Origin of the sequence: Billgrantia tianxiuensis (assembly GCF_009834345.1) — a bacterium.
Lineage (GTDB): Bacteria > Pseudomonadota > Gammaproteobacteria > Pseudomonadales > Halomonadaceae > Halomonas > Halomonas tianxiuensis.
Genome location: NZ_CP035042.1, coordinates 3572445 through 3597074 on the forward strand (window position 1 = coordinate 3572445; position 24630 = coordinate 3597074).

Below are 24630 nucleotides of genomic sequence, written 5' to 3' on the forward strand. Positions count from 1 at the left end.
TATTGTTGTCATCTTCGTTCGGGAAGCGCTGACGCAATGCAGGACTCGCGACATGAATCAGCGCTTCCTAACGACGAGCCGCTAGAGCGAGTTCACTTCCAGGTCCTTGTGGAAGGCGGTGCGCTCATAGACATGCACCTGGTAGTTCTCCACCGTGTTGGCGACCGCCTCACTGATGGTCTCGTGGATCAGGAAGACATTCACCGCTTCCTCCTGCAGGCGCGCAGCGATGTCCCGGTAGATGGCATTGCGTTCCTCAGGCTCCACCAGCGCTCTCGCTCTCTCCAGCTGTGCATCCACCTCCGGATCGCAGAAGCCGGCCAGGTTGTAGCTGCCGTTACATCCGTAATCCTCGGCCAGGGTGCCGATCGGGTCCGCCACGTCGGTGAGGTAGCCGCGCGAGAGCAGGACCATGTCGAAGTCGCCCGAGAGCAGCTGCGGCTCGATCGCTCCATACTCCGAGACCCGTATATTGACCTGCATGCCCAGTTGCTGAAGCTGGAACTGGATGACCGCGGCCAGGTCGGCCAGCACCGGGCGCTCCACATAGGCCAGCAGCTCGAGACGAAGCTCGCTTGCCGGTATTCCCGACTCCGCCAGCAGCTGACGGGCTCGCTCCAGGTCCTGGGGAATGACCGAGGCATTCTCGGGCGCCCAGGGGGTGTTCGGCGAGAACTGTCCCACTGCCGGACTCACCGAGCCTTCGTAGACCGCTTCGGCGATGCCGGCCACGTCGATGGCGCTCTGGATCGCCTGTCGAACCTTCATGTTATCCAGCGGCGCACGGCGGTTGTTGAGATAGAGCGAGGTGGTTCGCGGCGCCTCGACGGTGTGCACCTTCAGCTTCTGCGAGCGCTCCATCTGTGCCAGCGCCGCCGCGGGTATCTGGCGAGCGATATGAATCTCACCGGTTTCCACCATCATGGAACGCACTTGCCCGTCGGGGATGTAGCGCACCTCTCCTTCGGCCAGCTGCACCTCGCCCCCCAATAGTTCTCGTTGCGCTTGAGCTCCAGGCCCTGGCGGGGAATTTCGCGCACGATCTCGAAGGGTCCCGTGCAGTGACCCACCGGGTTGATACGGTCGCCGGCGAACGCGGCGGGCGACAGGATACCGGTGTTGGGGTTGGCCAAGCGGTTGGGCACGAAGACATCCGGTGCCTTGGTGACGATACGCACGGTGCGCTCACCCGCTGGCTCGACGGATTCGATCACGCTCGGCGAAAAACCCGGGGGCGGGGTCGCCACGTTCAACAGCCGATTGAGCTGATCGCTGACGACTTGCGGCGTCAGGGCAGTGCCGTCATTGAAGGTCACTCCCTCACGAAGCTGGAACTCCCACTCCGTCGGCGATACTTGCTCCCAGGACTCGGCCAGCGCCGGCTTGATCGTAGCGTCGTAGTCCATGCGCGTCAGTCCCTCCAGACAGCCGGCCCGCGACAACACGTAGGCATCGATGGTCTCCACCGCCCAGCCCGACGCCGGTGTGAACAGCTCACCGAAGACGACTTTTCCACCGGAGGCTGCCGAGGCCGAAGCGGCCATGGGGCCGATCATGACAGCGACAGCCACCCCTCGGAGCAGGGCGGGTACCGCCTTTAGGCAGTTTGGAGTATTCATGGGTCTCACCCTCTTGCTTGTTATTGTGCAGAACGTCATGTAGCGAAGGATTTCGCTGGGGCATCCCGCCTCTCTTGTTGTTGATCGGTCGTTGCGCGATCGCGGCACCGCCATTGGCCAGATTGATGCTGGCCACGAGCACTCCGCCTGCTGGCCGGCATGCCCCGCTCTAGTGGGTCGCGATGGCGTTATTTGGGAACTTAGACCTTCCCATACTGGGAAGGTCAAGAGGCGATCGGAAAGTCAAGAGAACGATGCCTGACGCCTCTGGATGCCGTGCCGAACCCACGCTGCCACCCCTCTCGCTGCCGTCACGCTTGGGCATCTCGCCACGCGCCATCAGGTATCCCGCGCCACTTCGCCAAGCCTTGCACTGTTGAAAAAAGATAGGGAGACGAAAAAAATTTTGTCAACAGTCTTTTGTAGACAACATACAAGCCGCTCAGAAAGATTCTTGACCTTCCCATGATGAGAAGGTTTAGGCTTCCCAATATCCCCTGCGGCACACCAGAGGAGGTGACCATGCCAACCGACAACATACCGTCAACAAACAAGAACACCCGCGGCGAAGCCGATGTGTACTCCCTGGCCATCGAAGGCATGAGCTGCGCCTCCTGCGTCGGCCGGGTCGAGAAGGCGATTCGCGGCGTGCCAGGGGTCGTCGACGCTTCCGTCAACTTGGCCACCCAGCGCGCCCAGGTGGCATTCGCTTCCGACCGGACAGACCTCGCCGGTGTCGTACAGGCGGTGGGCAGCGCCGGCTACCCTGCCGTTACCGATACCATCGAATTGACAGTCAAGGGCATGACCTGCGCCTCCTGCGTCGGCCGCGTGGAGCGCAAGCTCGCGGACTTACCCGGCGTGCTCGAGGCCAATGTCAACCTGGCCACGTCAACGGCGACCGTGAGAGTGGTCGCCGAGGCCGTGACCCCGCAGCGCCTGATCGAGGCCGTGCAGGCGGCGGGTTACGACGCCGAAGCCGCCAGCGACGCACCGGACCGCAGCGACCGCGAACGCGAGGCCCGCGAACGGGAAATCGCCGAGCTGAAGCGCGCGGTCACCATCGCCGCGGTGTTCACCCTGCCCGTCTTCGTACTGGACATGGGCTCGCACTTCATCCCCATGCTGCATCACTGGCTGCACATGAGCGTGGGCCAGCAGAACCTGTTCTACCTGTTCTTCGCTTTGGCCTCGGTGGTGCAGTTCGGTCCCGGTCTGCGCTTCTACCAGAAAGGCTGGCCCGCCCTGATGCGCGGCGGCCCCGACATGAACTCGCTGGTGATGCTGGGTACCACCGCGGCCTGGGGCTATTCGGTGGTGGCGACCTTCCTGCCCCAGGTGCTGCCGGCCGGCACGGTGAACGTCTACTTCGAAGCCTCAGCGGTAATCATTACGCTGATCCTCGTCGGCCGCTATTTCGAAGCGATTGCCAAGGGGCGCACCAGCGAGGCAATCAAGGCGCTGATGAAGCTCCAGGCCAAGACCGCCCGCGTGGTCCGCGATGGCGAGGAAATGGAAATCGGCATCGACGAGGTGCGCCAAGGCGATAGCGTGCTGGTGCGGCCCGGCGAGAAGATCCCGGTGGACGGCCAGGTCATTGACGGTAGCTCCTTCGTCGACGAGTCGATGATTACCGGCGAACCCGTGCCGGTACGCAAGGAAGCCGGCGCGGACGTGGTCGGCGGCACCATCAACAAGGTAGGCAGCTTCACCTTCCGCGCCACCAAAGTCGGCGCCGACACCCTGCTTGCCCAGATCGTACGCATGGTCGAGCAGGCCCAGGGCTCGAAGCTGCCCATCCAGGCCATGGTCGACAAGGTCACCAACTACTTCGTACCGGCGGTGATCGTCGCGGCCCTGGCCACCATCGGCGTCTGGCTGATCTTCGGCCCCGCCCCGGCGCTGACCTTCGCCCTGGTCAACGGCGTGGCAGTGCTCATCATTGCCTGCCCCTGCGCCATGGGCCTAGCCACCCCCACCTCGATCATGGTGGGTACCGGCAAGGCGGCGAAGATGGGCGTGCTGTTCCGCAAGGGCGAAGCCCTGCAGTCGCTGCGTGACGCCAAGGTAATAGCGCTGGACAAAACCGGCACCCTGACCAAGGGCCGACCCGAACTCACCGACCTGGTCGTGGCCGATGGCTTCGACGAGGCCGATACCCTGCGCCTGGTAGCTTCCGTCGAGCGACAGTCGGAACACCCCATCGCCGAGGCGATCGTCAACGCGGCCAAGGCCCGCGGGCTGGAAACCGCCACCATCCAGGGCTTCGAGGCCATCCCCGGCTTCGGGTCGCAGCCCGGGTCGATGGGCACCGGGTGGACGTCGGTGCCGACCGCTACATGCGCAAACTGGGCCTGGACGTGGAAGCCTTTACCCAGACCGCACACCGGCTCGCCGACGAGGGCAAGTCACCGCTCTATGCGGCCATTGATGGCCGCCTGGCCGTGATCATCGCCGTCGCCGACCCCATCAAGGAGTCCACGCCGGCCGCCATCCGCGCGCTGCACGCCGAAGGCCTGCAGGTCGCGATGATCACCGGCGACAACCGGCGCACCGCCGAAGCCATTGCCCGCCGCCTTGGTATCGACAAGGTGGTGGCCGAAGTGCTGCCCGACGGCAAGGTGGATGCGGTGAAGCGCCTGCAGGCAGATGGTGACTTGGTGGCCTTCGTGGGCGACGGAATCAACGATGCCCCGGCGCTGGCCCAGGCCGACGTGGGGATCGCCATCGGTACCGGTACCGACATTGCCATCGAGTCGGCCGAGGTGGTGCTGATGTCCGGCGACCTGCGCAACGTGCCCAATGCCATTGCACTGTCGCGGGCCACCATCCGCAACATCAAGCAGAACCTCTTCTGGGCCTTCGCCTACAACACCGTGCTGATCCCGGTGGCCGCCGGCGTGCTGTTTCCCGCCTTCGGAATCCTGCTTTCGCCGATCTTCGCCGCCGTGGCCATGGCCGCCTCGAGCATCTGTGTCCTCACCAATGCGCTGCGCCTCAAGGGCTTCCGGCCGCCGATCGCGATCGCAGCGGATGAGGCCGCGGCACCGGGCCGCCAGGTCCCACAAGCCGCCTAAATGCCTGCCTGACGACATGCCTCCCAAACAGGAGGCGCACACCCAGCTCGGAGAACAAGAAGATGAGCCACGACGTTCAGATCACCACTGCCGGCCAGACCATCACCGTGGAGGATGGCGACACCCTTCTCGATGCCGCCATGGCAGCAGGCATCGATTATCCCCATAGCTGCCGCGCCGGCCGTTGCGGCGCCTGCAAGACGCGGCTGGTGGAGGGTGAGGTCGATCTGCTCCCCCACACGCGCTTCTCGCTGACCGACGAGGAGCGCGACGCCGGCCTGATACTCGCCTGCCGCGCCCTGCCCCGCCGCGACTGCACCGTCGCCTGGCTACTCGATGACGACGCGCGAGCCGCCCACCCGGTGCGCAAGGTAGAGGGTACCGTGGTAGCGCTCGACGACCTCACCCACGACATCAAGCGGGTCCAACTGCGCCTGGAAGGCGACGGACACCTTGCCTTCACCGCCGGCCAGTACGCCCAGGTAACCTTCCCCGGCTGCCCGACCCGCGAGTACTCCATGGCCAATCGCCCGGACGAACCCATACTCGAGTTTCACGTGCGCCATGTCCCGGGCGGTACTACCAGCACTCATGTGGCCAGCAGGTTGACGGTAGGCGACCGGGTGGCAGTGGAGGGGCCTTTCGGCAGCTCATACCTGCGCGAGCGCCATGCCGGCCCCATCGTCGCGGTGGCCGGCGGTTCCGGTCTGGCGCCGGTGAAGTCGATCCTCGAAACGGCGCTGGCCGCCGGCATGCGTCAGCCTATACACCTCTATATCGGCGTCCGCGACGAGCGTGACGTCTACCTGGAAGCCCACTTCCAGGACCTGGCCGCACGTCACGCCAACCTGCAGGTCAATATCGTGCTGTCAGAGCCCACCGGTTCCACCGAGCGCGCCACCGGTCTGGTCACCGAGTTCATGGCGGCGAACGAGGACGGGTTGACCAGCTACCGCGCCTACCTGGCCGGCCCGCCCCCTATGGTGGAAGCGGCTACCGAACTGCTTGCGGCCCGCGGTGTGCCGGCGGACCACATCCATGCCGATGCCTTCTATACCTCGGCCGACCGCGAGCCCACCGCAGTCACGCCGGAAGAACAAGCCGCCCAGAGTGACGCCAACGCTGCCTGCTCCTGCTGCCAATCGACGGCCTCCTAGCCCAGATACTATCTGTCGCTTGAGATCGGCTTGCCGTGTGGGCAGGCCGGTCCGTCATGGCGGCACAAGCCATGACCCAACGACTTGAACTCATGAGCCTTGGGCCGTGGCCACGACTGCATTTCCAAAAGTTGACCGGACTGGAAACCCTGAGCAACAAGTTACCCGAACGGACGCTTATATATGCCGCGAGCACCCCAAAAAGCGACGTTTCTTGCGGTTTCCCCCCCATGCATCGAAACCATCTGTTTGCACCTACATGGTGTAATGGGTTTACGGCGCAAAGTGAATGAACCCAATTCGTGAGGCAATGCCTCCAGGATACTGCTTACTACGCCGAAGGGCTTTTCTTTCACCATCGAAAAAAACAGGAAACCCAACTCATGAGCACATTCAAGCCGAAGTACATCACCTTCGATTGCTATGGCACGATGACCAACTTCCAGATGGGCCCGTCGGCGCGCAGGATCTTCGCGGATCGCATCAGCCCGGCGCAGATGGATGCTTTCGTCGAGGATTTCAGGGTCTATCGCCTCGACGAGGTCCTGGGCGACTGGAAGCCGTTCAAAGACGTCGTTCGCAACTCGGTCGAGCGCACTTGCCGCAAGTGGAAGCTCGAGTTCCGCGAGGAGGAGGCACTGGAGATCTACCACTCCGTACCGACCTGGGGCCCGCACCCGGACGTGCCGGAAGGTCTGCTCAAGGTCGCCCATGAAATTCCGCTGGTGATCCTGTCCAACGCCGACAACGATCAGATCTACCGGAATGTCGAAAAGCTCGGCGCCCCGTTCGCCCATGTCTTCACCGCAGAGCAGGCCCGTGCCTACAAGCCGCGCCTCCAGGCCTTCGAATACATGTTCGACCAGCTCGGCTGCTCACCGGCAGAGTGCATGCACGTCTCCAGCAGCTTCCGCTACGATCTCATGTCCGCCTCCGACTTGGGCTACGGCGCGCGCGTTCTGGTCAACCGCAACCATGAACCGAACCTGATGCCGAACTACGCCACACACGAGATCAAGGACATGGGCGGCCTGGCCGCTCTGGTGGGCCTCTAAAGTACGAAGCCTCCCTCCTCGATGCGGCCCCGCGCTTCGCCCACGGCGAAGCGCAGGGCCGCGGTCTGTTTTGCACCGAACCTACCGAAGGTCTCACTGCCCCTTGCCTCTTGCCACTTTTGCCCGGCCTTCCCCGTTCACTCGCCATGCGACCGATCGATGGCGTTCGGCAGCGCCTCGCCGATGCATGTTATGGCGCAGCACCCGCGCGTCCGTATCGGGCTGGGTCACGCTCGCGATGCGAGGCGTCAGAAATATGGGGGATTCGCCCCACATGGGTGTGGGGCGAGGGGTGTGAGTGGGTGTGGGGCGAGGGGTGTGAGATGTGCGTAGGCCCGTATAGAACGGGCCTAGCCCCATCGACTTTCAGATAGAGCCCAGGGCAGCCGGAACGCCCCAAGACCTCTTATTTGAAGAACTCGTAGGGCGTACCGAGCCCCTTGTCGAGGGCCGCCTCGTACAGCATGGCAACCGTCACGGTGTCTTGAATGGCCATGCCGACCGAATCGAAGATCGTTATCTCTTCCTGGCTTTCGCGACCGGCCTTTTTCCCCAGCAGGATCTCGCCGATTTCCGCATGAATCTCTTCCGGCGTGATGATGCCCTCATTAACGGCATGCTGGGTATCGCCGTACTTGATACAGAGCTCGACAGCGTCGTTGACCACCTTGGCCTCTTTGAATATGTCGGCGCCAAGCTCCTGCTTGCCCGGCATGTCGGAGCCAATGGCCACGATATGGGTGCCAGGCTTCAGCCACGCCTTCTGGACAATCGGTCCCCTGTGGGCGCGGGTGGTAGTGACGACGACGTCAGCGGCGCGAACCGCCTCCTCCGCGGTTTCGCACTTGCGGATGTCGAGGCCCGTTTCCGCGGACATTTCCCGAACGTACTCATCGAGTGCTCCCGGAGAGGCATTCCACACCACGACTTCGGAAAAATCCCTCACCCGGATAATGGCTCTAAGCTGTCTGCGCGCCTGATTGCCCGCACCGATGATACAAAGCGTCTTCGCATCCTCACGTGCCAGGTATTTTACCGATATGGCACCCGCGGCAGCGGTACGGCAGCCGGTGATCCAGGTGCCGTCCATGACGCACCTGAGAGCACCTGTGCTGGCCTCGAACAGCATCACGGTATTCATGCCTGTCGGCAGGCCCAACTCAGGATTTCCCTTGTATCCACCGGCGGAGGACTTGATGGTGATATACCCCCCAGCAAGATCGAGGCCACCCTTGAAATCGATGCACGCATGTGAACCAGGGAGCTCTATGCTCATGAAATCCGGCTGAACAACTTTCCCGCTATTAAATGCTTTATAGCCGTTTTCCACGGCTTCGAGTACGGCATCCAGGTCGATGAGCGATCCCACTTCATCCTTGTTCAGCAGCAGAGTCTTCATGTTCGAACCTTTTAAAGTTTCGTTAAAAAATGCCCGCCACACGCTCCCCTTGAGGAGCCTGCCGATCATGTCTATGCCCCAGTTACCGGAGGTAAGGACCACACAGACCTTTTCATCCGCGCGAGTCGTCACGACACCAGACTGCAAGGCGGCGATTCCTACACAGGCTGATGGCTCTGCCACGAGCTTGGCATCGTTTGCCACCATCCTTACCGCCTCCTCGATGGCTTCTTCCGAGACGATGACGATCTCATCCACATACTTCTCGATAATCGGGTAGGTGTTGTTGCCAGGCCAATCGCAGGCAAGGCCGTCGGCTAGGGTCTGCTTCACTGTCGCCTTGGTTCGCTCGCCGTTTTGGCGGCTCAAATAGTAAGGGCAGCACGCTTCGGCCTGAACGCCGATCACCCTTATGGCAGGATTGGTCTCTTTGATGGCGGTGGAAATACCCGAGATGAGCCCGCCGCCCCCGATGGGGACGAGCACGGTTTCCACATCCGCCAGATCCTCCAGGATCTCGAGTGCAATCGTGCCTTGGCCAGCCATGACGTCGAAGTCTTCATAGTTGTGCACTATGGTATAGCCGTGCTCCTCGACCTCGGCATGAACCTTTTTCCAACGCTCTGTATAGGCACGGTCCCACAGGATCACCTCCGCACCCATCGATCTGGCATTGTTGACCTTTAGCTTGGGCGTGTCTTCCGGAACGATGACGGTCGCATGAATGCCGAGCACTTTTCCTGCATAAGCGCATGCCTGACCATGGTTACCCGATGAGCTGGTGATGATTCCCTTGTCCCGTTCGGCCTGCGTCAAGGACAGTATCTTGCTCAACGCCCCCCTGATCTTGAACGCACCTGTCACTTGGAGCATTTCGGGCTTGACGTAGACCTGACAGCCCAAAGCCCCATCCATCTTGATTTCTCTGAGTAGCGGAGTACGGCAAATATAAGGCCGGATACGCACAGCCGCTTTTTTTATGTCCTCGAGCGTTACCGCTGTCTTTTCCACGACTATCCCCTTGAGTTGCCGCCAGCTTCACTGACCTGCGGACTGTGTATATCGCGTTCTGTACTGACGTGGCGTCATCCCACAGAGACGCTTGAAATGCCTCGCCAGGTGGCTCTGGTCGAAGAAGCCGATCTCGCTGGCGATCTCCGTCGGCCGCAGCCCCTGCTCCATCATCGTTTGAGCTTGCCGGACCCGTACCTGACAGACGTAGCGATAGGGGGAAATGCCGAATCGCTTCCGGAACCGCTTGGCCAGGCTGAAACGTGTCATGCCGACGAGCTCGGCCAGATCGTTGAGATTGATCGGCTCGCAGAAGTGCTCATCGATGTACTGCTTGGCCGTTGCCATCGCCACGGCCGTTTCGTCAGGGTCAGGCTCGCCCGCCTGCCACATCGGAGGGATGCCGCTCTTGTCGTTCATGTTCCACACTCCCTACGCCGGCACCACCGCAAGCCCGGTGCTACCGGCATGACAGAATGCAACGTCAGTTGCTGGCCGCCATGGCGGGCACAGGCTCGTCGAGCTTCCGCAGTTCGATATCGCTGTGGTGACATAGGATCTCGTTGCCCTTGTCGAGCCACACCCGCGGTGGCGAGACCTTGTTGCACTTGCCGTCGATCCTGACCGAACAGCGCGACAGGAACGGACAGAGTTGCGTCGACGAGGCCGGCGGGTCGATCTGCGGCAGTGCACCGCGCCCCGCCCGGGTCTCCTCGAGCCAGCCCTGGTGCATCTCCGGCACCGATTCGATCAGCAGATGGGTGTACGGATGATACGGCGGTGCCTGGAACGTCGAGCGTCCCCCCTGCTCCACCTTGTTGCCGGCATACATCACTACCACCTCGTCGCAGATCTCCCGCACCGTGCTGATGTCGTGGCTGATGAAGAGGTAGGTAACGTTCAGCTCCCGCTGCAGTTCCGCCATGAGTTCGAGGATCGCGGCGCCGACCACCGTATCCAGGGCCGAGGTGACTTCGTCGCAGAGGATCAGATCCGGCTCGGCCGCCAGCGCGCGCGCTAGGTTGATGCGCTGCTTCTGGCCACCGGACAGCTCACTTGGGCGTCGCTTCGCCAGACTCGCCGGCAGTTGCACCAGCTCCAGCAGCTCGGCCACTCGGCGGCGGCGCTGCGCGCTGCGCATGCCGTGGTAGAAACGCAGGGGGCGCGCCAGGATCTCTTCGATGGTGTGCTGCGGATTCAGCGCCGTATCGGCATTCTGGAACACGTACTGGACGCGCCGGAACTCATCCCGCGTACGTCCCGACAACGACCTGCTGAGCGGGTGGCCATCCAGCAGGATCTGCCCGGCCGACGGCTCCACCAGGCCGGCAATGGCCCGCGCCACGGTGGTCTTGCCCGACCCGGATTCACCGATGATTCCGACCGTTGCTCCGCGACGAACCTTCAGGTCGATATTTTGCACGACCCGCTTGCTGCCATAGCAGATCTCGAGATCGCGCACCTCGAGCAGCAGATCCTCATCGATACCGGCGGATGCCGGCACCGCTTCAGCCGTGTGCTCCGCCGGCTTCATCGCCGCCAGGAGGCTGCGGGTATAAGGATGCTCGGGTTCCACCAGGATCTGCTCGGTGCGGCTGTTCTCCTGGATCTCGCCGTTGCGCAGCACCACGATGCGGTCGGCCATCTGCGCCACCACCGCCAGGTCGTGCGAGACGTATACCGCCGTGGTATCGAGGTCGCGCACCACCTTCTTGAACGCCCGCAACACCTCGATCTGAGTGGTGACGTCCAGCGCGGTGGTCGGCTCGTCGAGGATGACCAGCGCCGGATCGGTGATCAGCGCCATCGCCGCCATCAGCCGCTGCAGTTGTCCACCCGACACCTGATGCGGATAGCGTGCGCCGATGTTCTCGGGGTCCGGCAGCGCCAGCGCCCGGAACAACTCGACCGCCTTGGCCTGCGCCTCTCGCCGCGACAGCACGCCATGGATCAGCGCACTCTCGATCACCTGCTCCATGATGGTCTTGGCGGGGTTGAACGCTGCCGCCGCACTTTGGGCGATATAGGCCACGGTGCGTCCACGCAGCTTCGCCAGCTCGCCATCCGACAGCTTCAGCACGTCGACGTCACCGATGCGCACCGAGCCCCCGACGATACGACAGCCGGCGCGGGCATAGCCCATCAACGCCAGGGCGATGGTAGTCTTGCCGGAGCCGGACTCACCGATCAGCGCCAGCACCTCGCCCTTCTTCAGAGTGAAATCGGCACCGTGCACGATCGGTACATCGACGCCGGCATCGTTACGCGCTGCTACGCGCAGCCCGCTGACCTTGACGATATCGTTCATCTCAGTTCTCCATCTCGCGCTTGGCCCGTGCACCGAAGCTGTCGATGATCAGGTTGACCCCGACGGTCAGGGTGGCGATGGCAATCGCCGGCGCCAATACGGCCGAAGCGCCTTCACCCAGACCCTGGATGTTTTCCCGTACCAGAGAGCCCCAGTCCGCATCCGGCGGCTGCACGCCCAGACCGAGAAAGCTCATCGCGCTCAGCAGCAGCACGACGTAGACGAAACGCAGGCCGAAGTCGGTCAGCACTGGACGGAGCATGTTCGGCAACACCTCGATGAACATGATGTACGGCATGGCCTCACCCCGCGCCCGCGCGACCTGGACGAAGTCCATCGTCATGACATTGACGGCGACCGCACGCGCGATGCGGTATGAACCGGGCATATAGGCAAAGGCAGCCATGACCAGCAGCAGCGGCACCGAAGAGCCGAAAGAGGCCACCATGATCAGCGCGAAGATCTTGTTGGGGATGGCAATCAGGGCGTCCTGAGTGCGACTGATGGCAGCATCGAGCCAGCCACCGGAGGCCGCCGCCACCAGGCCCAGCACCACGCCGAACAGGCAGGCCAGTATCGTTGCCGCCAGCGCCACGCCGATCGTGTAGGGCGCACCATGCAACAAGCGGCTGAGGATGTCCCGGCCCAGGAAGTCCGTGCCAAGCGGGTATTCCAGGCTGATTGGGCCGAATACCTCGAAGCTGACCAGCGCGTTGGCACCATGGGGCGCCAACCAGGGGCCGGCCAGGGCCATCAGCAGCCAGAATCCGACAATCAGCAGCCCCAGGGCACCGCTGATCGGCCGCTTGGCACGGCGGCGCACGACCTTGGACGGCTTGTCGCCGAACGCCACATCGAGCGCGGCCTCGGCTCGAGCACCCGACGTGCTCAATTTCGGTGACGGCGGAAGAGCGTTCGGATTCATGTGCGCAGCCTCGGGTTGGATAGGATGGCAATGATGTCGGCGATCAGCACCAGCAACAGAAAGCCCAGGGAGAACAGCATCACGCACGCCTGCACCAGCGGCATGTCGCGAGTCACCACGGCATTCACCATCAGCGTCGCAATGCCCGGATAGTTGAAGATCGTCTCGACGATGACCACACCGCCAAGCAGGTACGACAGACTCAGCGCCACGGCATTGGCGATCGGCCCGATGGCATTCGGCAGCGCATGCCGGAGCACCACCCGCATCGGTCGCGCGCCCTTGAGCACCGCCATTTCTACGTAGGGGGAACTGAGCTGATCGATGACGGCCGCCCGTGTCATGCGCGCCATCTGGGCAATCAGTACGCAACACAGGGTCAGCACCGGCATGGCATAGACACTGAGCAGCTGCATGAAAGAGTCGACTTCCACGGAACGCGACAGCGCCGAGAGCCAGCCCAGCTTGACCGCGAAAATCAGCACTGCGACGGTGGCAATCAGGAACTCGGGGACCGACACCAGGAATACCGCCAGCATGTTGGTATAGCGATCGAAGATCGATCCACGATACATCGCCGAAAGGATGCCGATGGACAGCGCCAGGGGCACGGCAATCAGAGCGGTGGCCGCTGCCAGCTTCAGGGAGTTGGGCAGCCGGCTCGCGATCAGATCGTCGACCGGCATGCCGTTGACCAGTGAAACACCGGGGTTGCCCGCCACCAGGCCACCTAGCCAGCTCAGATAACGCATGTACACGGGCAGGTCCAGACCCAACTTCGCACGCAGCGCCGCCACCGCTTCCGGTGTCGCTTCCTGGCCAAGCTGTTCCTGGGCTGCGTCGCCCGGCAATAGGCTGGTGAGAATGAAGACCACCAACGAGACGATGAGCAGGGTGAGCACGCCGATACCCAGCCGGCCGATGATGAGCCGTGGAATGCTGCTGTTCATGGTTTGCCCTTCTTATTATGGCGTCACTTTATTCCCGCCAAGGTGACGCCTTCATGGTTGAGTTGTCGTCAGAGTGATTGCTCAGGTTTCCAGCCAGACGTGTTCGGCGAACATGTAGCCCATCAGGCCGCCCAGCGGATGGGGGCTCAGCCCCGCAGCTTGGTGTTGTGGCCGTCGATGCTGCTCCTGAACTGCGGAATGCCGATACCACCGTGCTCGTGGATCAGCACCTGCATGTCGCCGTACATCTGCTTGCGCTTGTCTTCGTCGGTCTCGCCGCGCGCCGCCAGCAGCAACTGGTCGAACTGCTCGTTGCGCCAGCCCGCCTCGTTCCAGGCGGCATCGGACTGGAAGAACAGGCTGAACATCAGGTCAGCGGTCGGCCGCGCACTGATGGCGCCGAAGCCCAGCGGATGTTTCATCCAGTGGTTGGACCAGTAGCCGTCCGACGGCACTCGACGGATCTCGAGGTTGAGCCCGATCTGCTGCGCCGAGAGCTGCATCAACTGGGCCATGTCCACCGAGCCGGTGGCGGCCTCGGAGGCCACCAGGGGAATCGAACGGTTCCCTACGCCGGCGCGCTCCAGGTGGTACTTCGCCCGGTCCAGATCGAACTCGCGCTGCGGCAGGTCGGCGAGGTGGTAGCGGTGGCTGGGCGCGATCGGCTGGTCGTTGGCGAGGGTGCCGAAGCCGCCGAAGGCGAGCCGTTGGATCTGCTCGCGATCGAGCATGTACTTCATCGCCAGCACGAAGTCCGGGTTGTTGACCGGCCCCAGGTCGTCGCGCATCACCAGGTTGGTGTAAGCACCGGTCGGCGACTCCATCGCCGTGGCGTTGGCACTGTTGAGGATGCGCGGGATCGAGCGCGCATTGACCGGGTTGATGAGGTCGACGTCCCCGGCGAGCAGGGCATTGATGCGTGCGGCCTCGTCGGGGATCGCGAAGAACTCGATCTCGTCGAGGTAGGGCTGGCCCGGCTTCCAGTAGCTGTCGTTGCGCACGGCGACCGAACGCACACCCGGCTGGAACTCCGCGCATTCGAAGGGCCCGGTGCCGTTGGCGAGACTGAAGTCCGTGGTGCCGTCGCGCACGATGAGGAAATGAGAGGTGGCGAGGATCGCCGGCAGGTCGGCGTTGGGGCTGGTGAGCCGGATATGCACTTCATGCGGTCCGGCGGCCCTGACCTCCTCGAGCTGCTGGGCGACGCTGAGGGCGCGGGAGGCGGTGTCCGGATCCTTGTGGCGGTTCAGCGAGTAGACCACGTCGGCCGAGGTGAACGGCTGACCGTCGTGGAAGACGACGTCCCGACGCAGCTTGATGACCCAGGAAAGGGCATCGTCGGTGTCGAACGACTCCGCCAGCGACATACGCGGCACCAGCACCTCATCCAGCGTGGTCAGGCCGTTGTAGAACATGAAGTGACGGCAGTAGTCGGTGTAGTTCGCCCCTTGGCCGGATCCAGCGTATCGGCGGTCGAGCTGGTCGCACTCGCGACCTTGATGCGTCCACCGCGCTGGGGCGTCTGGGCGAAGGCGGACGATGCGCCGGTCATCAAGCCGCCAGCGGCGGTGGCCAGCACGGTACCGGCGGCCATGCCGCGCAACACATCACGCCGTGTGAAACCATGGCCGCCTTGGCCAGCTGTTCGCATCAGCTCCGTCATGGCCCGCCGATCATGGCCAGGGAAGTTCCTGTTCTTCATATCATGCCTCCGTCTATCCGCTTATCATTGCTTGCTGTTGTTATATCGGCGCGCCGTTAACCAAGGGGCCACTTCAGGCAATCCGGGGTAATTACCGTTATCTCGCGTGACGCTTTCTGCCTAAGCCGATACTCTTGCTCCCGACCGTCGTAACAAGCTAAAGGCTCGACTCGCATGCCTCATCGGTTGTGAACAAACCGTTGAAACAATTACAGCACCAATGCACAACGCTTTTGGTTCGTTTTGGCCCCACTCGCACATACAATCGTTGGCATTGGCCGCACCATACGGCAGAAGCTGCCGCACGCCCGGAGCTGCCCCGGTGACAAGTCAGTCATATCGGCCACTCAGGCTGGGAGAGGGGTTTTCACTGGCTCTGGTCATGCACACGACATGATTCGCCTGGCTTTGCAGTGCCGCCAACCTACAGGTGCGGCAAGAACGTCCTAGTCATGGCGGTTATCAGCTGCCAAACTGCCATTGCCAGGGAAAGCCACTATGGAGAGCCAGGTGTCCAAAGAGACGTCAAAGCGCCTGCAGACTTATGAGCTGACGCTGCGAGACCTTGAGGAGAACGATATCGACAAGCTGCACCAGCTGTCGGTCGGTGTCGGCTGGCCGCACCGGCCAGACGATTGGCGCATGCTGCTCAAGGTCGGACAGGGATTCGCCGGCTGCGACAAGATCGGCCGGATCGTCGGCTCGGCAATGTGGTTTCCGATGGGCAACGATTTCGCCACCATCGGCATGGTCATTACCACGCCACAGCTGCAGGCCCAGGGCGGTGGCGGCTGGCTGATGGATCACGTAATGCAGCAGTGTCACGGCCGTCGTCTTCAGATCATCGCTCCCCGGGTCGCCTATCGTCTCGCCCACGCCCTTGGCTTCAAGGCCGTGAACGTCGTGCATCAGCACCAAGGCACGGCAGTCGTTCCAGGCGAGATCTCGCTGCCGACCGACAGCCGAATTCGCCCATTGAAAGCGGCGGATTTCACCGACATCGCCCGCCTCGACCAGGCCGCCTTCGGTGCCGATAGAGCGACCATCCTGGAGGAACTGGTCGGGAGATCCACCGGCACGGTGCTCGAGCGGGAGGGCCGTATCGCCGGTTTTGCCCTGTGCCGCAGGTTCGGCCGGGGGCATATCGTGGGCCCGGTTGTCGCGAAGGACTCCGCCGACGCCATCGCACTGGTCGCTCCTCATGTGCAAAAGCATGCAGGAAGATTTCTCCGTGTCGATACTACCCAACCCGAAGGCGACTTCACCGAGTTTCTCGGGCACTGCGGAATGCGGGAATATGATCAGGTGTCGGTCATGACCCTACCCACCACTACGGAATCGGTGGATACCGAGGTTCATACGTTTGCACTCGTGAACCAATCCCTGGGTTAGGCTTTGTACGAAAACTGCCGCACTCATCATCCCCGATCGCACATCGCTCCGTCTGAAGAGACAGAGCGCATAAGCACATCACCATTCCATCGGCAGTCTCAGCGGCAAGAAAAAGCATATCTATATCATGCTAAAAACGAGGTTCAGGGCAGCACTATCATTCGCTCCGGCTTCCCTCTTCGAACATTACTACCGAATTTTCCCACCACCATAATCAGCCCTCCATATCGGCAAGAACATCCTAGTAATGCCCCTCTGCAGACGCCAGAGTACAAAAAGCTATGGAGGAACTTCTTATGGCAGTCCAGAACCTTGATACCGACATTACCTATCGGCCCATGCTGGGGAGCGACCTACCTGCCGCTCATCGACTCTCGCAAGCGGTACGCTGGCCGCATCGCCTGGAAGACTGGCAGCTCGTGCATCGTCTCGGCAGCGGTTTCGTTGCCGAACGCGATGGTGAGGTCATCGGCACTGCCATGTGCTGGAGTCATGGCAGCGATCATGCGACGCTCGGCATGATCATCGTGTCGCCCGAAGCCCAAGGCAAAGGCATTGGGCGCGCATTGATGGAGTCGATTCTCGACTTGATCGGCGAGCGCAATACGCTCTTGCTCGCCACTCCAGAGGGACAGCCGCTTTACGAGCGACTCGGCTTCAAGCCCATCGGCACGGTCCACCAACACCAGGGCACCGTCGTGCAACCCGAAATCGTTGCACCGCCGCCCGGGGAGCGCATACGGCCGGCGGGCGTGAATGATCGCGCCAAGCTGATCGAGCTGGCGACAGGCGGCACCGGCATGCCCCGGGCAGCGGCGCTGGACGAACTGCTTCAGGTCGCCGATGGCGTAGTGCTCGACAACCAGGGAGAGCTCACCGGATTCGCCCTGATGCGGCGCTTCGGTCACGGCTACGTGATCGGACCGGTAGTGGCCTCCTCTCCGAGCGGGCCAAGGCCATGATCAGCTACTGGATGGGGGCACGTGTCGACTCCTTCATCCGTATCGACGTCCACGACTCCGGTCATTTGAGCCCCTGGCTCCAGGAGCTTGGCCTCTTGCAGGTCGATTCCGTCGTTGCCATGGTCAAGGGCGAAGCACCGGTACCGGTTCCCGGCCTGCAGCAGTTCGCCATCATCAACCAGGCGCTGGGCTGATCCCGGAACGTCATTACTCATCACGGTCAACACAAGAGGAGGTGGCGAATACCCCCTCCTCTCCTTTTCTCCACACCAGTAAAAGACAATGGCGATCGTGCTGCACGAAGATGCCATGACAGCGCAAGGACCTCTTGCATAGCGCGCGGATCGATATACCAACATCGGCGCCGTTTTCGGTGTTTCCTGCCGCCTACCCCTCGAGTTTCGGCGACTCTAAAGAAGACTAAAGCGCCATACTTCTTATCATGACGGGTCGCCGGCCCGGCAAACTCTCGATATCAACCCTCGCCTGATACTCGACGTGAGGTCTTCCCATGCACGAGCGCAACATCGCCGAACAGAGCACTCCCTTTTGGTGGGAAGCGGCACCCGTCAAACCACTGCCGCAGCAGTCTCTGGCCAAGGAGCTCGATGTGCTGATCGTGGGCGCAGGCTACGCCGGGCTTGCGGCGGGGCTTGTACTGGCACGGGCTGGACGGTCGGTTGCCGCATTCGATGCCATGAGTCCGGGCGAAGGAGCCTCATCGCGCAACGGCGGCATCACCAGTGGCAGCATTCGCCCGGACCATGCCACGCTCAGCCGCCGCTTCGGCGAGAAGAAGGCACTGGCCATCGAGGCGGAAGGCAAGCTCGCCCGGGAATTCCTCTACGATTTCATCGAAGTCGAAAGACTCGACTGCGACTTCCAGCTTACCGGCCTGTTTCGCGGTGCCATCGGCCATGAACAGTACGAGAGCATGGCCCGCAGTGCCGAGGCGCTGGCGAAGAGACTGGGAATCGAGTCCTATGCCGTTCCGCATACCGAGCAGCGCCATTATATCGGCACCGACTTCTACCGCGGCGGCACGGTCAGGATGGATATCGGCGGACTGAACCCGGCCAAGCTCCACGCCGAGCTGTTGCGCGTGGCCTTGGCTGCAGGCGTGACGGTCCACTCGAACACCTCCGTTAGCTCGATAGCGCGGGACGGCTCTGGATTCCGCGTCACGACCGTGGCCGGAACGGTTCAAGCGCGGCAGGTTCTGGTCTGCACCAACGGCTATACCGACGGTGCCACGCCCTACCTGCGCCGTCGCCTAGTGCCGGTCCGCAGCCGCATCATCGCCACCGAGGAACTCGCCCCCGAGATGATGGCACGGCTGATGCCAAAGCGAATGATGATGGGCGAAGGCCTGCAGTTGGGCTTCTATTACCGCCCCTCGCCCGACGGCAGACGGATCCTGCTGGGCGGCCGCGACAGCTCCCGGGTCGGCGACCCGGCGGCACCGACGCTGCGATTGCACAAGGGGCTGGTGACGCGTTTTCCCGAGCTCGAGAACGTGCGCCTCTCCCACAGCTGGTTCGGCAACGTGGCGATGAACCGCGACATGCTACCCCGCATCTTCGAGAAGGATGGCGTGCTCTATGCCACCGGCTTCTGCGGTTCGGGGGTGGTCTGGGCGCCATGGGTCGGGACCCGCGCAGCCCACAAACTGCTGCGCAGCAGCGAACACCCCTGCTCGGCCTTCGACTTCCGGCCGCCCGCCTTCATCCCGCTCTATCGTGGCAACCCGTGGTTCATGCCGGCCGTCATACAGGGCTATGGAATGCAGGACCGAATCGCAATGTGGCGCGCCAGCCGATGAGCCGAGTCGATGCGGCCATCCGCCTGGCCTGCCAGCCACGCCTTCGGCTTCGTACGCCCCTGCTCACCCATGTCGACTTCTCGCGGAGATGTAGCAATGAAATTCGTATCCTACTGGCACGATACCTCGGTTCCGTTCGACCAGGCCGCGGCTGGCCCCGTCTCGGGGAATTCGAGGTAGCGGTGATCGGCGCAGGCTTCACTGGCCTCAACGCTGCCCGGCAGCTGGCGAAATCCGGCCTCAAGGTCGCCCTGCTCGAGGCCGAGCATGTCGGCTTCGGCGCATCGGGACGCAATGGCGGGCACCTCAACAGCGGTCATTTCGCCAGTTTCGGCGCCATCAAGGCCCGTTTCGGCGACGCCCAGGCACGTCGCTTGTGGCAAGCCTATGACGATTCGATCAACATGATCGAGGCGATCATCGACGAAGAGAAGATCGACTGCAGCTTCCGCCGTGGCGGCAAGATCAAGCTGGCCTCCAAGCCCTCCCACGTGAAGAAGCTGCAGGCCATGTGCGACGAGCTCCGCCGCGAGGTCGACCCCACGGTGGAGTGGCTTTCACGCGAGGACGTGCGCAAGGAACTGGGCTCGGACGCCTTCCACGGCGGTGTGCTGTCGCCGAAATCCGCCATGATGCACATGGGACGCTACGTCACCGGCATGGCCCAGGCCGCCCATCGTCATGGCGCGACCATCTGGGAGCACAATCCGGTCATTGCCCGCGAGCGAGTGCCGCAGGGCTGGCGACTGACCACGCCGACCGGCTCCCTCGTCGCCAGGCAGGTCATCCTGGCGACCGATGCCTACACCACGGAGACTTTCGGCTATTTCCGTCGGCGGATGATGCCGGTCGCCTCCTTCATCATCGTCACGCGCCCGCTCACCGCGGAAGAGGTCGCCGCGACGATGCCGGGCAACCGCAACTACACGAACTCGCTCAACATCGCCAACTACTTCCGCCTCACCCCGGACAACCGGGTGCTGTTCGGCGGCAGGGCCCGCTTCTCCTCCGCTTCGAATCAGAAGACGGACGTCAGCTCCGGCCAACTGCTGCGCAAGCAGTTGATCGAGGTCTTCCCGCAGCTTGCCGACGTGGAGATCGACTACTGCTGGGGCGGTCTCGTCGGCTGCACCCAGGATCGCTACCCGCGCGCCGGCACCGCCGACGGGGTGATCTACGGCATGGGCTATTCGGGACATGGCGCGCAGGTCTCGACCCTGATCGGCAACGTGCTCGCCGATATCGCCATGGGCCGCAAGGGCACCAATCCGCTCGAGGGTCTGTCCTGGCGAGCCGTCCCCATGCACACGGGCAAGCCCTGGTTCCTGCCCATCGTGGGGGCATATTACCGCATGAAAGACATGCTTCCCTGATGACTTCCACCCATAATCGATCCGAGGTTCTCATGCTGCACTCTCTCGACTCGCGTCAGGCGTCCAGCCGGCCAGCCCATCCTTCCATCATCGACCTGCGCCAGTTCGCCAGAGAGGTCACTGCCGACACCGCTGGCCAAGCCGACGGCCAAACGGATGCCTTCCTGGCAAACCGCTACCCTCTGGCAATCCCCGCCTGTCCGGTCGAAATCGGCGCCATCCGGCTGGAAGCGGGCACGGGCCGCGTGGCCGAGCTGCCGGCCGACGAGTTCATCATTCTTTGCGACGGCAGCCTGACACTGAACCGCCAGGGCCAGACGCTCGAGCTGGCCGACAGCGCCAGTGCCGTGCTGAGTGCCGGCGCCGGCTTCGACTGGCACTGCCCGGAACCCACCACCCTCCTCTACATACGCTACCTGGGAGAAAGTGCCGGCGAGGGCAATCTGATCGCCATCGACGAATCGGCAGCGCTGGAGCCCTCCGGCACTCCCTTGGTGGAGCTGCTGGTCGGACCGACGCCCTCTTGCCGCAACCATACCGATTACCGCTCCGCCGACGAGGAATTCATGTGCGGCACCTGGTATTCGACTCCCTACCACCGCCGCGCCATGGAATCGCGGCAGTACGAACTGATGCACCTGCTGGCGGGAGCCGTCACGGTCGTGGAGCAGAGCGGCGCCACTCGCACCTATACCAAGGGCGACATCTGCCTGGTCGAGAAAGGGGCCGTATGGAGCTGGGAAAGCCGCGAGGATGTGAAGAAGGTGTACGCGATTTACCGCCCGGCATAAGCTGCGCTCTAGCAATAAAACCAGCAATTAAGAAGGGAGCGGCCAGTGTGGCCGCTCCCTTCTCCTTTCTCACTTCTCACGTTCCGCGTTTCACCGGATGTACTACACCTCAGGCATCCGGCTCCTCAGGTTTCCAGCCAGACGTGTTCGGCGAACATGTAGCCCATCAGGCCGCCCAGCGGATGGGGGCTCAGCCCCCGCAGCTTGGTGTTGTGGCCGTCGATGCTGCTCCTGAACTGCGGAATGCCGATACCACCGTGCTCGTGGATCAGCACCTGCATGTCGCCGTACATCTGCTTGCGCTTGTCTTCGTCGGTCTCGCCGCGCGCCGCCAGCAGCAACTGGTCGAACTGCTCGTTGCGCCAGCCCGCCTCGTTCCAGGCGGCATCGGACTGGAAGAACAGGCTGAACATCAGGTCAGCGGTCGGCCGCGCACTGATGGCGCCGAAGCCCAGCGGATGTTTCATCCAGTGGTTGGACCAGTAGCCGTCCGACGGCACTCGACGGATCTCGAGGTTGAGCCCGATCTGCTGCGCCGAGAGCTGCATCAACTGGGCCATGTCCACCGAGCCGGTGGCGGCCTCGGAGGCCACCAGGGGAATCGAACGGTTCCCTACGCCGGCGCGCTCCAGGTGGTACTTCGCCCGGTCCAGATCGAACTCGCGCTGCGGCAGGTCGGCGAGGTGGTAGCGGTGGCTGGGCGCGATCGGCTGGTCGTTGGCGAGGGTGCCGAAGCCGCCGAAGGCGAGCCGTTGGATCTGCTCGCGATCGAGCATGTACTTCATCGCCAGCACGAAGTCCGGGTTGTTGACCGGCCCCAGGTCGTCGCGCATCACCAGGTTGGTGTAAGCACCGGTCGGCGACTCCATCGCCGTGGCGTTGGCACTGTTGAGGATGCGCGGGATCGAGCGCGCATTGACCGGGTTGATGAGGTCGACGTCCCCGGCGAGCAGGGCATTGATGCGTGCGGCCTCGTCGGGGATCGCGAAGAACTCGATCTCGTCGAGGTAGGGCTGGCCCGGCTTCCAGTAGCTGTCGTTGCGCACGGCGACCGAACGCACACCCGGCTGGAACTCCGCGCATTCGAAGGGCCCGGTGCCGTTGGCGAGACTGAAGTCCGTGGTGCCGTCGCGCACGATGAGGAAATGAGAGGTGGCGAGGATCGCCGGCAGGTCGGCGTTGGGGCTGGTGAGCCGGATATGCACTTCATGCGGTCCGGCGGCCCTGACCTCCTCGAGCTGCTGGGCGACGCTGAGGGCGCGGGAGGCGGTGTCCGGATCCTTGTGGCGGTTCAGCGAGTAGACCACGTCGGCCGAGGTGAACGGCTGACCGTCGTGGAAGACGACGTCCCGACGCAGCTTGATGACCCAGGAAAGGGCATCGTCGGTGTCGAACGACTCCGCCAGCGACATACGCGGCACCAGCACCTCATCCAGCGTGGTCAGGCCGTTGTAGAACATGAAGTGACGGCAGTAGTCGGTGTAGTTCGCCCCCTTGGCCGGATCCAGCGTATCGGCGGTCGAGCTGGTCGCACTCGCGACCTTGATGCGTCCACCGCGCTGGGGCGTCTGGGCGAAGGCGGACGATGCGCCGGTCATCAAGCCGCCAGCGGCGGTGGCCAGCACGGTACCGGCGGCCATGCCGCGCAACACATCACGCCGTGTGAAACCATGGCCGCCTTGGCCGGCTGTTCGCATCAGGCTCGAAGCGAGCTGAGTACCGGGCAGTTTGTTATTTTTCATCTGATGCCTCCAAGTGTTTTCTTTAGTTGCACTGCTAACGTTTTACTACCATCATTGCGCTACTGGCAGGGAAAGCCTCCTGGAAAACATTTCAATCGCTCCGCCATTACAGCACCCGCCTCCTGCATGACTGCCCCGTTTTCGATAGGCTCGAACACATAATTCACGGTATTTCTGCCGTTTTTCGGCACATCATGCCGCCAATGTTCACTGAGCTTCGACCAGCCGTGTCATGCGAAATCACAGGCAAGATTGTCCTAGTTTTGGTCCTTCGATGTTGTCAGAGTTGATCAATCCATCACCTCTTCCCCAAACTGCATTGGAGGAAAATGTATGAGCTTTCTCTACAAGTCAGAACCGGTGCGCGGCGCACGCTGGGCAGAACTGTTCGCCGAGCGTGCGCCAGACATTGATTTCCATATCTGGCCTTCCATCGGCGATCCAAGACAGGTGCGCTACCTCGCCGCCTGGGAGCCACCCCAGGACATCGCTCAGACCTTCCCCAACCTGGAACTGGTATTTTCGGTGGGAGCCGGCGTCGACCAGTTCGACCTTTCTCAAATACCGGAGCATATTCCGGTCGTGCGAATGATCGAGAGCGGTCTGGTCGCAGGAATGGTCGAATACGCCACGCTGGCCGTGCTGGCGGCCCACCGTGACTGGCTCACCTATGCCAACCAGCAGCGCAGCGGGATATGGAAGCCGATGCCGGTGCGCACGGCGAATACGCGCCGTGTCGGGGTGCTCGGCATGGGCGTGCTGGGCAAGGCGGTGCTCGAGAAGCTGCGCGACTTCGGTTTCCAGTGTGCCGGCTGGAACCGCTCGGAACGAAGCCTCCCTGGCGTCGAATGCTTCACCGGCGAGCAGGGCCTGGCGGATTTCCTGGCACGTACCGACATCCTGGTCTGCCTGCTGCCGTTGACCGACGAGACACGAGGCATCCTGTCGCAGAAGCTGTTCCGGCAGCTGCCGCAAGGAGCCATGTTGCTCAATCTGGGACGTGGCGACCACCTGGTCGAAGAGGACCTGCTGGTTGCCCTGGATAGCAACCATCTCTCGACGGCGATTCTCGACGTATGCAGTGTCGAACCGCTGTCGGAAGGGCATTCTTTTTGGCATCACCCGCGCATCATGCTGACGCCCCATATCGCCAGCATGACGCAGCCGGACACATCTGCCGAAGCCGTGCTCGACAACCTGCGCCGCCACCGGGAAGGACTTCCATTGAAGGGGTTGGTCGATCGCACTCGCGGTTATTAGGGAAGCACTGAACAAATCGACGAGCGAGATGAAGCGCAAGGCGCACGGAGCACAGGAACCGGAGCATATGGGGTATATGTGAGGA

Annotated in this window: 17 protein-coding genes and 2 pseudogenes; 10 read left to right on the forward strand and 9 right to left on the reverse strand. The window is 62.7% G+C overall.

The window, feature by feature from the left end:
* Nucleotides 1-81 precede the first annotated feature (81 nt).
* Nucleotides 82-1733 (reverse strand): annotated as a pseudogene (locus EKK97_RS26170) (ABC transporter substrate-binding protein).
* Between the two features lie 408 nt (nucleotides 1734-2141).
* Here EKK97_RS26170 and EKK97_RS16710 point away from each other — a divergent pair.
* The 4 genes from EKK97_RS16710 (at nucleotide 2142) to EKK97_RS16720 (ending at nucleotide 6908) form a co-directional block, all read left to right on the forward strand.
* The gene (locus tag EKK97_RS16710; protein WP_340162887.1) at nucleotides 2142-4067 is read left to right on the forward strand and encodes a heavy metal translocating P-type ATPase; all 1926 of its coding nucleotides are present in this window, start codon (nucleotides 2142-2144) and stop codon (nucleotides 4065-4067) included.
* Nucleotides 3959-4696, forward strand: a complete 738-nt coding sequence (locus tag EKK97_RS26265; RefSeq protein ID WP_340162888.1) for an HAD-IC family P-type ATPase — start codon at nucleotides 3959-3961, stop codon at nucleotides 4694-4696. The genes EKK97_RS16710 and EKK97_RS26265 overlap by 109 nt, the downstream gene beginning before the upstream one ends.
* 62 nt (nucleotides 4697-4758) lie before the next feature.
* Nucleotides 4759-5853, forward strand: a complete 1095-nt coding sequence (locus EKK97_RS16715) for an NADH:ubiquinone reductase (Na(+)-transporting) subunit F (RefSeq protein WP_159553577.1) — start codon at nucleotides 4759-4761, stop codon at nucleotides 5851-5853.
* Between the two features lie 383 nt (nucleotides 5854-6236).
* A complete protein-coding gene (locus EKK97_RS16720; protein ID WP_159553579.1) occupies nucleotides 6237-6908 on the forward strand; it encodes a haloacid dehalogenase type II in 672 nt (223 codons plus the stop codon).
* A gap of 406 nt (nucleotides 6909-7314) precedes the next feature.
* On the opposite strand, the gene EKK97_RS24920 is transcribed toward EKK97_RS16720, so the two are convergent.
* From EKK97_RS24920 to EKK97_RS24925, 7 genes are all read right to left on the reverse strand, one after another.
* A complete protein-coding gene (locus EKK97_RS24920; RefSeq protein ID WP_236551256.1) occupies nucleotides 7315-9318 on the reverse strand; it encodes a pyridoxal-phosphate dependent enzyme in 2004 nt (667 codons plus the stop codon).
* 27 nt (nucleotides 9319-9345) lie between these two features.
* Nucleotides 9346-9738, reverse strand: coding sequence for a helix-turn-helix domain-containing protein (locus tag EKK97_RS16735; protein ID WP_159553581.1), 393 nt, complete (start codon nucleotides 9736-9738; stop codon nucleotides 9346-9348).
* Nucleotides 9739-9802: 64 nt separating this feature from the next.
* A complete protein-coding gene (locus EKK97_RS16740) occupies nucleotides 9803-11626 on the reverse strand; it encodes an ABC transporter ATP-binding protein (protein WP_159553583.1) in 1824 nt (607 codons plus the stop codon).
* 1 nt (nucleotide 11627) lies between these two features.
* Entirely contained in the window at nucleotides 11628-12551 is a 924-nt protein-coding gene (locus EKK97_RS16745; protein WP_234286788.1) for an ABC transporter permease, read from the reverse strand.
* Nucleotides 12548-13501, reverse strand: coding sequence for an ABC transporter permease (locus EKK97_RS16750; RefSeq protein ID WP_159553585.1), 954 nt, complete (start codon nucleotides 13499-13501; stop codon nucleotides 12548-12550). The genes EKK97_RS16745 and EKK97_RS16750 overlap by 4 nt, the downstream gene beginning before the upstream one ends.
* A gap of 146 nt (nucleotides 13502-13647) precedes the next feature.
* Nucleotides 13648-14916: an ABC transporter substrate-binding protein gene (locus EKK97_RS16755; protein ID WP_236551257.1), complete on the reverse strand. Its 1269-nt coding sequence runs from the start codon at nucleotides 14914-14916 to the stop codon at nucleotides 13648-13650.
* Nucleotides 14898-15203, reverse strand: coding sequence for a hypothetical protein (locus EKK97_RS24925; protein ID WP_236551258.1), 306 nt, complete (start codon nucleotides 15201-15203; stop codon nucleotides 14898-14900). The genes EKK97_RS16755 and EKK97_RS24925 overlap by 19 nt, the downstream gene beginning before the upstream one ends.
* Before the next feature lie 510 nt (nucleotides 15204-15713).
* On the opposite strand from EKK97_RS24925, the gene EKK97_RS16760 reads away from it, so the two are divergent.
* From EKK97_RS16760 to EKK97_RS16780, 5 genes and pseudogenes are all read left to right on the forward strand, one after another.
* Complete coding sequence (locus tag EKK97_RS16760) at nucleotides 15714-16595, forward strand: GNAT family N-acetyltransferase (RefSeq protein WP_236551259.1); 882 nt, start codon at nucleotides 15714-15716, stop codon at nucleotides 16593-16595.
* 338 nt (nucleotides 16596-16933) lie between these two features.
* Nucleotides 16934-17751 (forward strand): annotated as a pseudogene (locus tag EKK97_RS16765) (GNAT family N-acetyltransferase).
* 317 nt (nucleotides 17752-18068) lie between these two features.
* A complete protein-coding gene (locus EKK97_RS16770; RefSeq protein ID WP_159553589.1) occupies nucleotides 18069-19379 on the forward strand; it encodes an NAD(P)/FAD-dependent oxidoreductase in 1311 nt (436 codons plus the stop codon).
* The gene (locus tag EKK97_RS16775; RefSeq protein WP_236551262.1) at nucleotides 19376-20752 is read left to right on the forward strand and encodes an NAD(P)/FAD-dependent oxidoreductase; all 1377 of its coding nucleotides are present in this window, start codon (nucleotides 19376-19378) and stop codon (nucleotides 20750-20752) included. Before EKK97_RS16770 ends, EKK97_RS16775 begins: the two co-directional genes overlap by 4 nt.
* Before the next feature lie 32 nt (nucleotides 20753-20784).
* A complete protein-coding gene (locus tag EKK97_RS16780; protein WP_159553591.1) occupies nucleotides 20785-21543 on the forward strand; it encodes a cupin domain-containing protein in 759 nt (252 codons plus the stop codon).
* A 125-nt stretch (nucleotides 21544-21668) separates the two neighbouring features.
* Here the strand turns inward: EKK97_RS16780 and EKK97_RS16785 are convergent, their stop codons facing one another.
* A complete protein-coding gene (locus EKK97_RS16785; RefSeq protein ID WP_159553593.1) occupies nucleotides 21669-23285 on the reverse strand; it encodes an ABC transporter substrate-binding protein in 1617 nt (538 codons plus the stop codon).
* A gap of 333 nt (nucleotides 23286-23618) precedes the next feature.
* Between EKK97_RS16785 and EKK97_RS16790 the strand changes: the two genes are divergently transcribed.
* Nucleotides 23619-24545 (forward strand): 2-hydroxyacid dehydrogenase, encoded by a 927-nt coding sequence (locus EKK97_RS16790; protein ID WP_159553595.1) that lies wholly within the window; start codon nucleotides 23619-23621, stop codon nucleotides 24543-24545.
* Nucleotides 24546-24630: the final 85 nt, after the last annotated feature.

What these genes read in the sequence shown, in the direction of transcription:
- EKK97_RS16710 (WP_340162887.1), top strand. Translation starts at nt 2,142, where the DNA reads ATGCCAACCGACAACATACCGTCAACAAACAAGAACACCCGCGGCGAA.
- EKK97_RS26265 (WP_340162888.1), top strand. Translation starts at nt 3,959, where the DNA reads ATGCGCAAACTGGGCCTGGACGTGGAAGCCTTTACCCAGACCGCACAC.
- EKK97_RS16715 (WP_159553577.1), top strand. Translation starts at nt 4,759, where the DNA reads ATGAGCCACGACGTTCAGATCACCACTGCCGGCCAGACCATCACCGTG.
- EKK97_RS16720 (WP_159553579.1), top strand. Translation starts at nt 6,237, where the DNA reads ATGAGCACATTCAAGCCGAAGTACATCACCTTCGATTGCTATGGCACG.
- EKK97_RS16735 (WP_159553581.1), bottom strand. Translation starts at nt 9,738, where the DNA reads ATGAACGACAAGAGCGGCATCCCTCCGATGTGGCAGGCGGGCGAGCCT.
- EKK97_RS16740 (WP_159553583.1), bottom strand. Translation starts at nt 11,626, where the DNA reads ATGAACGATATCGTCAAGGTCAGCGGGCTGCGCGTAGCAGCGCGTAAC.
- EKK97_RS16745 (WP_234286788.1), bottom strand. Translation starts at nt 12,551, where the DNA reads ATGAATCCGAACGCTCTTCCGCCGTCACCGAAATTGAGCACGTCGGGT.
- EKK97_RS16750 (WP_159553585.1), bottom strand. Translation starts at nt 13,501, where the DNA reads ATGAACAGCAGCATTCCACGGCTCATCATCGGCCGGCTGGGTATCGGC.
- EKK97_RS16755 (WP_236551257.1), bottom strand. Translation starts at nt 14,916, where the DNA reads ATGTTCTACAACGGCCTGACCACGCTGGATGAGGTGCTGGTGCCGCGT.
- EKK97_RS24925 (WP_236551258.1), bottom strand. Translation starts at nt 15,203, where the DNA reads ATGAAGAACAGGAACTTCCCTGGCCATGATCGGCGGGCCATGACGGAG.
- EKK97_RS16770 (WP_159553589.1), top strand. Translation starts at nt 18,069, where the DNA reads ATGCACGAGCGCAACATCGCCGAACAGAGCACTCCCTTTTGGTGGGAA.
- EKK97_RS16775 (WP_236551262.1), top strand. Translation starts at nt 19,376, where the DNA reads ATGAGCCGAGTCGATGCGGCCATCCGCCTGGCCTGCCAGCCACGCCTT.
- EKK97_RS16780 (WP_159553591.1), top strand. Translation starts at nt 20,785, where the DNA reads ATGCTGCACTCTCTCGACTCGCGTCAGGCGTCCAGCCGGCCAGCCCAT.
- EKK97_RS16785 (WP_159553593.1), bottom strand. Translation starts at nt 23,285, where the DNA reads ATGAAAAATAACAAACTGCCCGGTACTCAGCTCGCTTCGAGCCTGATG.
- EKK97_RS16790 (WP_159553595.1), top strand. Translation starts at nt 23,619, where the DNA reads ATGAGCTTTCTCTACAAGTCAGAACCGGTGCGCGGCGCACGCTGGGCA.